At 65.9% G+C, this 8978-nt stretch carries 9 protein-coding genes; all 9 read left to right on the top strand.

What is annotated here, in order from left to right; translation table 11 throughout:
- Positions 1-121 precede the first annotated feature (121 nt).
- The 9 genes from QN350_RS07260 (at position 122) to QN350_RS07220 (ending at position 8795) form a co-directional block, all read left to right on the top strand.
- Positions 122-1063: a hypothetical protein gene (locus QN350_RS07260; RefSeq protein ID WP_322138018.1), complete on the top strand. Its 942-nt coding sequence runs from the start codon at positions 122-124 to the stop codon at positions 1061-1063.
- A 77-nt stretch (positions 1064-1140) separates the two neighbouring features.
- Positions 1141-1629: a DUF6121 family protein gene (locus QN350_RS07255; RefSeq protein WP_322138017.1), complete on the top strand. Its 489-nt coding sequence runs from the start codon at positions 1141-1143 to the stop codon at positions 1627-1629.
- Positions 1630-1679: 50 nt separating this feature from the next.
- Complete coding sequence (locus QN350_RS07250; RefSeq protein WP_322138016.1) at positions 1680-2336, top strand: spermidine/putrescine ABC transporter substrate-binding protein; 657 nt, start codon at positions 1680-1682, stop codon at positions 2334-2336.
- Between the two features lie 365 nt (positions 2337-2701).
- Complete coding sequence (gene rpsL / locus QN350_RS07245; protein ID WP_055787040.1) at positions 2702-3076, top strand: 30S ribosomal protein S12; 375 nt, start codon at positions 2702-2704, stop codon at positions 3074-3076.
- Positions 3076-3546, top strand: a complete 471-nt coding sequence (gene rpsG / locus QN350_RS07240) for a 30S ribosomal protein S7 (RefSeq protein WP_066597688.1) — start codon at positions 3076-3078, stop codon at positions 3544-3546. The genes rpsL and rpsG overlap by 1 nt, the downstream gene beginning before the upstream one ends.
- A 101-nt stretch (positions 3547-3647) precedes the next feature.
- Positions 3648-5762 carry an elongation factor G gene (gene fusA / locus QN350_RS07235; RefSeq protein ID WP_134449882.1) on the top strand — a complete coding sequence of 705 codons (2115 nt, stop codon included), beginning with the start codon at positions 3648-3650 and terminating at the stop codon, positions 5760-5762.
- 144 nt (positions 5763-5906) lie between these two features.
- A complete protein-coding gene (gene tuf / locus QN350_RS07230; protein ID WP_134449883.1) occupies positions 5907-7100 on the top strand; it encodes an elongation factor Tu in 1194 nt (397 codons plus the stop codon).
- A gap of 138 nt (positions 7101-7238) precedes the next feature.
- Positions 7239-7451, top strand: a complete 213-nt coding sequence (locus QN350_RS07225; RefSeq protein ID WP_322138015.1) for an antitoxin — start codon at positions 7239-7241, stop codon at positions 7449-7451.
- Positions 7452-7778: 327 nt separating this feature from the next.
- Complete coding sequence (locus QN350_RS07220; RefSeq protein ID WP_322138014.1) at positions 7779-8795, top strand: hypothetical protein; 1017 nt, start codon at positions 7779-7781, stop codon at positions 8793-8795.
- The last annotated feature ends 183 nt before the right edge of the window (positions 8796-8978 follow it).

Raw genomic sequence — 8978 nt, 5'->3', positions numbered from 1 at the left:
GCCTTACACAGGCCGCCCTGCCGAATCGCGAATCGCGCCGCGAGGCTCCCGATCGGGGGCCGGGCATGTTGTTATGGTTGCTGCAGAGAGCTACGGCCACCCGGCCCGCGAGGAGTGCAGCATGAGCGACCCGACATCAGACGAGCGCAACACGACCCCCGAGACGGATGCCCCGACGGCCGCGTACGCGCGGTCCGAGACGGACCCGACCGACCAGCCGGCTCCGAGCGAGTCGGCGCACGCCGCCGCAGTGCCCGCTGACGAGTCGGTACCGGCCCCGCTCGCCGAGCCCGCAGCATCCGCCCCCGTCGCCCCTGTCGTCGTCCCCGAGCCGGTCGGCGAGCCGATCTCCTACGAGACCCCCACGGCCGTCTCGGCCGAGGCCGCACATGAGGACGCCCAGGTCGCCACGCAGGACCAGACGGCAGCGGAGCATGCTCCCGTCACCGACTACACCCCCGGCTACACGCCCGCGGTTCCCGTGCAGGCGCCCGCGGGCCCCATCTACATCCAGGCCCCGGCCCCGCCGGTCGACAAGGGCAACCGGGGTGCCGGCGTGCTGCTCGTGCTTCTCGCGACAGTTGTGTACTCCATCGTCTACGCGCTCGTCGCCTTCGGCATCGCCGGGGCCGGCAGCGGCTCGGTCGCCGACGCCGCCGCGAAGTTCACCGACTTCATCGTGCTTCCGGTCTTCTACGTGCCCGCCGTGTTCTTCTTCATCGGGTTCTCCCTGTTCGTGCTGATCGTCAACCGCGGCGGCTGGTGGGCATACGTGCTCTTCGGCTTCCTCGTGGCCGTCATCGTGTACTTCTCCTACATCGGAGCGGCGCTGCTGACCGTGCAGGCCTGGAACTTCACCCCGTCCGAAGCAGTCCGCTTCATCACCGCGCAGTGGCTCAGCCCGTACGCGATCGCCGCCGCCGTCGTCGCCCGCGAGGTGCCGATCTGGTTCGGCGCCTGGATCGCCCGCCGCGGACGCACCGTCACGGCCCGCAACGCCGCCGCCCGCCAGGACTACGACCGCCGCCTCGCCGAAGGGCCGCAGCTCTCCCGTCCGCAGTAATCCCGAACAGTCCGAAGCCGGCCGGCGGAATCGCCGTAGCGGTGCAGCCCCCGCAGCGGGGGAGTGAGGCCTGAGCGATGCGCGACTATCAGCGATACGCGGCCGTCGTCGCCGTGTTCGCGGCCGTGCTCTACGCGGCGCTGCTCGTCGCGGCCTTCGGCATGATCAGCCTGCTCGCCGACATCGAGGTCATCCCGGTGACGGATGCCGGCCCGCTCGTCGGTCCCGGAATGGCGGCGGCGGCCGTGCTGCTGGTTTTCGCTCTCCTGCTGTGGCTCGGGCTGCGGGCATCGCCGCGCCGCCAACGGGTGGCGCTCGGGTACGCGGCCGGAACCGGCATCGCCGCGTTCCTCGGGTTCGTCGCCGCAGGCTCGGTGCTCTACCTGCTCGGAAACGGGCCGCTCTTCAGCGGGCTGACCTTCGCCGCGGCGGTGCTGCGCGAACCCTTCGCGGCGACAACCGGCATCCTCGCCTTCGTCGTCACCCTGCTCTACTCGCTCGTTCTCGCCTCACGCATGAACGAAAACGGCCGGCCACTCTGGCCGTGGGAACGGCCGGACGAATAGGGCGAAATCGCCCGGTCGATTCGGCCCGGCATCGAGTAACCTTAACGTCCATGGATGGTTCCATCGAAGCACGGGTCGACCATGTGGTCGACGACTGGCTGAGCTGGCTTCCCAAGTGGCGACCTGGCACCCACACCCGCCGCACGCGGCTGTGCCGCACCTGTTTCGGTTCGCCCGTCATCCGCGCCGCCGGCCTCACGACCGATGTGCCGCACGCCGTGCAGCACGCCCTGGCCATGCGCGTGAAGGCCGTGATCGACGGCGCCGTCGACGCGTACACCGAGTCCGCACTCCCTCTGCTCAGCCGGGAGATCCGCGCGAACGAGGAACGCAAAGCCGCCGCGGCAAGCTATCGCCCGGCCGACGGCCTCGACCCCGAGTACACCGGCCTCGAACTCGACCCGCCCGCTGAGCGCGAGGCGCCCTACCTGTTCACCTTCGCCGAGCTCTCCCGCCCGGCCTCCCCGGCCGCGTTTGTCGCCGAACCGGCACCACTCACGACGGAGGAGAAGGCGGCAATTCGCGCCGAACTGCGCCTCGCCGACGAGTACGCCGCCGAGGTGGGCGGCCAGGTCTGCATGGCCTTGTACCGCCATCGTGAGCGGATGCGGGCCGCGGTGAACGAATTCGTCGAGCCCTGGGTGCAGTCCCTGCTCGCCGATCTCGACAACACTCTCAACTCCCCGCTCTGGCAGCACGGTCTCTGAGGCGCGGACCAGTAGGGGCCCGTCGCGTGAGCCACGAGCGCACCCGACTCGCCGCATCCGCTCGACGGAGGCTCACCATTTGACCGGGCTACCCGAGGGGAGTTAGTATTTCGGGGTGTGCGCTTCGTCGTGCGCTTGAGTCATGCCATCGCGATCTCGTCGTGCCGCACCTTAGGCGCCCAGACACGGCACGCATGCTGGGTTTGCTCACCGAGCAGCCCCCACGGCATACCCACTGAAACGCGCGGAACTTGTTCCGTGTGCGCCGGCGGGTCCAGATGAACTCGACAAGGACCGGAAACGGAACGAATCGAATGCTAACCATCAATGAGCTGTCACCGTGCAGCAATAACAAGGAGTAATTAGTGCCAACCATTCAGCAGTTGGTCAGGAAGGGCCGCAGCCCCAAGGTCACCAAGACCAAGGCTCCCGCCCTCAAGGCCAACCCGCAGCAGCGCGGCGTGTGCACCCGCGTGTACACCACCACCCCGAAGAAGCCGAACTCGGCTCTCCGCAAGGTCGCCCGCGTCAAGCTGTCGAACGGTACCGAGGTCACCGCCTACATCCCCGGCGAGGGTCACAACCTGCAGGAGCACTCGATGGTGCTCGTGCGTGGCGGTCGCGTCAAGGACCTCCCCGGTGTTCGTTACAAGATCGTTCGCGGCGCACTGGACACCCAGGCTGTCAAGAACCGCAAGCAGGCTCGTAGCCGCTACGGCGCCAAGATGGAGAAGAAGTAATGCCTCGTAAAGGCCCAGCGCCCAAGCGTCCCGTTATCGCTGACCCGGTATACGGCGCCCCCATCGTCTCCCAGCTCGTCAACAAAATCCTCCTCGACGGCAAAAAGGGCCTCGCCGAGCGCATCGTTTACGATGCACTCGAGGGCGTCGTTGCCAAGAACGGTGCGGATGCTGTCGTCACGCTGAAGAAGGCGCTCGACAACGTGCGCCCCACCCTCGAGGTGCGTTCGCGCCGCGTCGGTGGTTCCACCTACCAGGTTCCGGTCGAAGTCAAGCCGCACCGCGCCAACACCCTGGCCCTCCGCTGGTTGACCAGCTACGCCAAGGCCCGTCGCGAGAAGACCATGACCGAGCGCCTCACCAACGAGATCCTCGACGCGTCCAACGGCCTCGGTGCCGCGGTCAAGCGTCGTGAAGACACGCACAAGATGGCCGAGGCGAACAAGGCCTTCGCACACTACCGCTGGTAGTAGCGCCCCGGTGAGCGAGCCGGGCGGACATCCGCCCGGCTCGCTTATCGGCTTGTCTTGTTTCGCCCCAAATCACCCCAAAAAACGTCCGGAGGACACCCGTGGCACTTGATGTGCTCACCGACCTGAGCAAGGTCCGCAATATTGGCATCATGGCGCACATTGACGCTGGCAAGACCACCGTCACTGAGCGCATCCTGTACTACACGGGTGTCAACCACAAGATCGGCGAGACCCACGACGGCGCCTCGACCATGGACTGGATGGCGCAGGAGCAGGAACGTGGCATCACGATCACCTCAGCTGCGACGACCTGTTTCTGGGCAGGCAACCAGATCAACATCATCGACACCCCCGGCCACGTTGACTTCACCGTCGAGGTGGAGCGTTCGCTCCGCGTCCTCGACGGCGCGGTTGCCGTGTTCGACGGCAAGGAGGGCGTTGAGCCCCAGTCCGAGACCGTCTGGCGCCAGGCCGACAAGTACGACGTCCCCCGCATTTGCTTCGTCAACAAGATGGACAAGCTCGGCGCGGACTTCTTCTACACCGTCGACACCATCGTCAAGCGCCTCGGCGCGAAGCCGCTCGTCATCCAGCTGCCGATCGGCGCCGAAAACACCTTCGAAGGTGTTGTCGACCTCGTCGAGATGCGTGCACTGACCTGGCGCGGCGACTCCAAGGGTGACGTCGAGATGGGCTCCCACTACGAGATCGAGGTCATCCCGGCCGACCTCGTCGAGCAGGCCGCGGTTTACCGCAAGCTGCTCCTCGAGACCGTCGCCGAGACCGATGACGACCTCATGGAGAAGTACTTCTCCGGCGAAGAGCTCACCGTCTCCGAGATCAAGCACGCGATCCGCAAGCTCACGGTCAACAGCGAGATCTACCCGGTCCTCTGCGGCTCCGCGTTCAAGAACCGCGGCGTCCAGCCGATGCTCGACGCAGTCATCGACTACCTCCCCACCCCGCTCGACGTGCCGGCCATCGAGGCCCACGACGCGCGCGATGAAGAGGTCGTCGTCATGCGTCACTCCGACGCATCCGAGCCGTTCACGGCTCTCGCGTTCAAGGTTGCAGTGCACCCGTTCTTCGGTCGCCTCACCTACATCCGCGTCTACTCGGGACACCTCGACTCCGGCGGCCAGGTCATCAACTCGACCAAGGGCAAGAAGGAGCGCATCGGCAAGATCTTCCAGATGCACGCCAACAAGGAGAACCCGGTGGCCTTCGTGACCGCCGGTCACATCTACGCGGTCATCGGCCTCAAGGACACCACCACCGGCGACACCCTGTGCGACCCGAACCACCAGGTCGTACTCGAGTCGATGACGTTCCCTGACCCGGTGATCGAGGTTGCGATCGAGCCGAAGACGAAGCAGGACCAGGAAAAGCTGGGTCTCGCGATCCAGAAGCTGGCCGAAGAAGACCCGACCTTCCGCACCGAGCAGAACCAGGAAACTGGCCAGACGGTCATCAAGGGAATGGGTGAACTTCACCTGGACATCCTCGTCGACCGCATGCGTCGCGAGTTCAACGTCGAGGCCAACGTCGGCAAGCCCCAGGTCGCGTACCGCGAGACGATCCGCAAGGCCGTCGAGCGTCACGACTACACCCACAAGAAGCAGACCGGTGGATCCGGCCAGTTCGCGAAGATTCAGATCGCGATCGAGCCGCTTGAAATCACTGCCGAAAAGGGCTACGAGTTCCTGAACAAGGTCACCGGTGGCCGCATCCCCAGGGAATACATCCCCTCGGTCGACGCGGGCATCCAGGACGCCATGCACGTCGGCGTTCTGGCCGGCTACCCGATGGTCGGCGTTCGCGCCAGCCTGCTCGACGGTGCCGCGCACGACGTCGACTCCTCGGAGATGGCGTTCAAGATCGCCGGTTCGATGGGCTTCAAGGAAGCCGTCCGCAAGGCGAACCCTGTTCTTCTCGAGCCGCTCATGAGCGTCGAAGTTCGTACGCCCGAGGAATACATGGGCGACGTCATCGGCGACCTCAACTCCCGCCGTGGTCAGATTCAGACCATGGAGGACGCGAGCGGCGTCAAGGTCATTCGTGCCTTCGTTCCGTTGTCGGAGATGTTCGGTTACATCGGCGACCTGAGGTCCAAGACCTCCGGGCGCGCCGTGTACTCGATGACCTTCGAGAGCTACGCCGAGGTCCCCAAGGCTGTTGCCGAAGAGATCATCCAGAAGAACAAGGGCGAATAGCCTGGGGCCCTCGGGCCTTTCCGGGCCTTCGGGCCGAAATCGCTTCGGCCTCCCGGCCCGAGTAACATAAGTACACAAATCCAGCAGTTTCTCCGGCCGCAAACCAGCGGGCGGTGAAGCCGAGAGTCCTGAGGAGGACCCACAGTGGCCAAGGCCAAGTTCGAGCGGACTAAGCCGCACGTAAACATCGGAACGATCGGTCACGTTGACCACGGAAAGACCACGCTGACTGCAGCGATCTCCAAGGTCCTTGCCGACACGTTCCCTTCCAAGACCAACGTTCAGCGCGACTTCGCGTCGATCGACTCGGCTCCGGAAGAACGCCAGCGCGGCATCACGATCAACATCTCCCATGTTGAGTACGAGACCGAAAAGCGTCACTATGCGCACGTCGACGCACCGGGCCACGCTGACTACATCAAGAACATGATCACCGGTGCCGCACAGATGGACGGCGCGATTCTCGTTGTCGCCGCAACTGACGGCCCGATGGCTCAGACCCGCGAGCACGTTCTTCTCGCCAAGCAGGTCGGCGTGCCGTCCCTGCTCGTCGCGCTGAACAAGGCCGACATGGTCGACGACGAAGAGATCCTTGAGCTCGTCGAGCTCGAGGTTCGCGAACTCCTCACCGCCCAGGGCTTCGACGGCGACAACGCTCCTGTTGTCCGCGTGTCGGCGCTCAAGGCGCTGGAAGGCGACCCGAAGTGGGTCGGCAACATCCTGGAGCTCATGCAGGCCGTTGACGACTACTTCCCGGAGCCCGTCCGCGACAAGGACAAGCCCTTCCTCATGCCGATCGAGGACGTCTTCACGATCACCGGTCGTGGAACGGTCGTCACCGGCCGCGCCGAGCGTGGAACCCTCAAGATCAACTCCGAGGTCGAGGTTGTCGGCATCCGCCCGACGATCAAGACCACGGTCACTGGTATCGAGATGTTCCACAAGCAGCTTGACGAGGCATGGGCCGGCGAGAACTGTGGTCTTCTTCTTCGTGGCACCAAGCGCGAAGACGTCGAGCGCGGCCAGGTCGTCGTCAAGCCGGGTTCGGTCACGCCGCACACCGACTTCGAGGGCACCGCGTACATCCTGTCAAAGGAAGAGGGCGGCCGTCACAACCCGTTCTACGCGAACTACCGTCCGCAGTTCTACTTCCGTACCACCGACGTCACCGGCGTCATCACGCTGCCCGAGGGCACCGAGATGGTCATGCCCGGCGACACCACCGACCTGACTGTCGCGCTGATCCAGCCGATCGCCCTGGAAGATGGACTCGGCTTCGCTATCCGTGAAGGTGGCCGCACCGTCGGCGCCGGAACCGTGACGAAGATCATCAAGTAGTTCTTCACCACCTGCACCACTGAAACGGGTCGGTCCTTCGGGGCCGGCCCGTTTTTGCGTGCCCGGCGACCCTTGTCGCGGGCGGGCCCCGGTTCTATCGTGGGTCGCGGTCGCACTGGAGCGGCCGGACTGGAGTAGATGATGGGACTGGACGACATCACCAAGAAGGCCCAGGAGTTCCTGGGCGACAGCAAGGTCACCGACGCCCTGCACAGCGAGCAGGCCGAGGACATCAGCGACAAGCTGCTCGACGGCACCGCCGATGCGGTCAACAAGGTCACCGGCAACAAGTTCGAGGACCAGATCGAGCAGGCCCGCGACGCCGCCGACACCCACCTCGGCACCGACTAGCGCTCTCCCGGCGAGTACCCGCCGAGGCTCGCCGCCGTCGCCCGGTGACGTGCGCGTTACGCCCCACTTCCGCCGCTTCGCGCCGGTTCGCCCGGTTCGCGCGCCGGTTCCGCCGCTTCGCGCCTGGTGTGCCTGGCGCGAAGCGGCGCAATTGGCGCGCGTGGTTTCTGCGGGCGGCGGGCTGCGAGCAGCGCGGCCGGGTGCACCAGGGGGATGCGTCGGGCCGCCAGACAAGGTCGGCCCCTGCACAGTCCTGCCGAACGTGACATTCTCCACTGATGCCTGGCAGTGCATGCGTCCCTGAGCCAGGCGGCGCAGAGTCAGCGCATGACCCAGCACACAGAGGGCGGAGTCCCCTCCGACGACCAGCTTGAAACCATCACCGGGGACGACAACGACGAGATCCTGTACTCGGCTCAGCTGCAGCGTGCCTTCAAAGCGGACCTTCGACTACGTCGCCGTGCGGAAGCGGGAACCCTGCACCGCATCGGCCGCGGCCAGTACATCACCGCGACTCGATGGTTCGACCTCGATGACGATCGGCGGTACTCCCTCCGGGTCAGGGGAGCGGCCACGCTGCGGCAAACCGAGCTCGTGCTCTCCCACCAGTCGGCGGCCGTCCTCTGGGGCCTGCCGAGCCGCGTCCGCTGGCCGGACGAGGTGCACTTCACCATCGAGCGCACAGGTGGCGGTCGTTCCAAGCCGGGCATCGTCAAGCACGCCCTCGGGCTCGATCCCCGCTCCATCACCAGGAAGGACGGCCTGTTGGTCACGACCGTTGCCCGCACCGTGATCGACCTCGCGGCGACCCTCGACCTGCGGGGAGCGATGGCCGCCGCCGACCGTGCACTCGCGATTGATCCCTGGAACAGGGTTCCCCCGCTCACCACCCGCGCCGAACTGCTGGAGGAATGGGAGCGGATGCTGCCGTTCCGGGGGTCCGTCAGGGCCCGGGCGGTCATTGACTTCGCAACGTCGCTCTCCGGCTCGGTCAACGAAACCGATAGCCGCGTCACCATCGCCCTGATCGGTTTCCCGGAACCGATCCTGCAGCAGCGGTTCATCGTCGACGATCGGGAGTTCTTCAGCGATTTCTTCTGGCTGGCCCAGCGCGGCGTGGGTGAGGCGGATGGCCGGAGCAAATACTTCGACGAGGTCCTGCGCGGAGGCCGCAGCCTCGAGCAGGTCGTCTACGACGAGAAGCTCCGCGAAGATGGCATCCGACGTCAGGTCAACGGGTTCACGCGCTGGGATTCCGCGACCGGCCGAAGCCAGAAGCGCTTGCGCGCCCGCCTCGTCCCCCTTGGTCTTCCGATCGGGCGCCCGCGTCTCTTCGTTCGTTGACACGAGTCCCGCATTCGCGTCCCGTATCCCCGAGTCTCCCTGCATCGTGCGCCACTTGTCGCGCGCCATTTGAGCCGCTTCGCGCCAGTTCCTCCAAGTCGCGCTCCAGTTGCGCCGCTTCGCACCAGGCATGCCGGGCGCGAAGCGGCGCAACTGGAGCGCATAGGCGAGTGGATGCCGGTG

It is taken from the genome of Cryobacterium sp. 10I5 (assembly GCF_035019865.1).
GTDB classification, from domain to species: domain Bacteria; phylum Actinomycetota; class Actinomycetes; order Actinomycetales; family Microbacteriaceae; genus Cryobacterium; species Cryobacterium breve_A.
Note: the sequence above shows the minus strand (reverse complement) of the source record. Positions and strands in the feature narration are given on the sequence as shown.